The sequence below is a fragment of the Streptomyces synnematoformans genome (assembly GCF_039531005.1).
GTDB lineage: Bacteria > Actinomycetota > Actinomycetes > Streptomycetales > Streptomycetaceae > Streptomyces > Streptomyces synnematoformans.
On the sequence record NZ_BAAAPF010000647.1, the window covers coordinates 1 to 1452 of the forward strand.

General features: G+C 78.5%; 1 protein-coding gene and 1 pseudogene. Both read right to left on the reverse strand.

The window, feature by feature from the left end; translation table 11 throughout:
- A pseudogene (locus ABD317_RS36845) lies at positions 1-357 on the reverse strand (ABC transporter ATP-binding protein); the annotation flags it as partial.
- Positions 358-435: 78 nt separating this feature from the next.
- On the reverse strand, positions 436-1452 hold a 1017-nt coding region (locus ABD317_RS36850; RefSeq protein ID WP_344296416.1), incomplete at its 5' end, for an SDR family oxidoreductase.

Sequence of the window (1452 nt, forward strand, 5' to 3'; positions counted from 1 at the left end):
GTCGCGGCCGAGCAGCTCCGCGGAGGGCGTGTGCAGGGCGGTGAGCACGCGCTCGACCGCCACGTGCAGCAGCCGGGCGGCGTCGCGCGGGCCGAGCGTGCGGTCGTGCCGCAGCAGCACCCGGCCGGTCACCGGGTTGACGCGGACGTCCGCGATGCCCGGCGACCGGCGCAGCGACGCCTCCGCCACCCGGGCCAGCCCGGGTCGGCCGCGGAAGAGGTCGACCTCCCAGCGCTGGCGGCCGGGCACGATCGAGCGCGGGCGCGGTCTGGCCCGGGCCCGGTGTCCGGCACGGGTGCGCGGTGCCGCCACCGCCACGCCGTTTGCGTGCGGGCCTGCGGCCAGGGTCGAGGTCATCGGGACAACCACCGGTCTCTCCTGCGGTGCGCCGCCGTGGGCGGCGCGGACGGTCGGGTCACGTACGACGGGCGGGCGCTACCGGTTCACGTAGGTCCAGTACGCGGCGACGGCGGCCTCGTCGACGTCCGGGATGTCGATCCCGTACCGGCGCAGGCGCCGGGCGGTTCTGCCGTTGTCGAAGGCCGGCTGCGGCGGGCGTTCCGCCTCCGCCGCGGCGAGGCCCTCCAGGTGCTCGCGGTACGGCGCGATCGGCAGCTCCCGGCCGCGTTCGCCCGCCGCGCGCAGGCGTTCGAGCCACTCGGCGAGCGGCACCGCCGCGGAGCGCGTCCCGTACAGCCGGTCGTGACCGGCCAGGAAGGCGCCGGGTCCGGTGCGGCGCGGGTGGTGGAGGTGGTGGACGGCGCCCGGGCCGCCGTCGTTCCGCCGCACCAGCGCGACGAGGGCGCGGGCGAGGACGTCGACGGGGAGCAGCGCCTCGTCGAGCGCCGGCCCGGCCGGGTGGCAGCCGAGTTCCGCGCAGCTCACCAGGAGCCGGGAGAACATGTCGTCGCGGTTGACGGCGCCGGTCGCGGAGTGCGCCCAGATGCGGCCGAGGCGGTGGATGCCGCCGCTCGCGCCGCGCGCGAACGCCCGCGCCACCAGCCGTTCTGCGACCCACTTGGTCGCGGCGTAGCCCCTGCCGTACGGGTGCCGCTCCGCGTCGGTCGGCGACTCCTCGGTGACCGGCGGGGCGTCCGGCCGGTCCGCCCGGAACACCCCGAGGGTCGACAGGTGGTGGAAGGCCTTCGGCCGCCCCTCCGCCGCCAGCCCGAGCAGGGTGCGGGTGCCCTCGACGTTGGCTGGCCGCAGCCGGGCGTACGGCGAGAGGTGGTGGACGTGCGCGCCGGCGTGGACGATCGTGTCGACGGCGTCGCGCAGTTCGGCCCAGCGCTCCGGCCCGGTGCCGAGGTCGACGGCGCCGAGGTCGCCGGGGACGGCGACGATCCGCGGGTCGTCCGCCGCGGCGTCGAGGGCGTACGCCCGCAGGGCCGCGGCCAGCCGCTCGCGCGCCGCGGCCGCGGTGCCCGCGCGGACCAGGCAGTGCACCCGGGC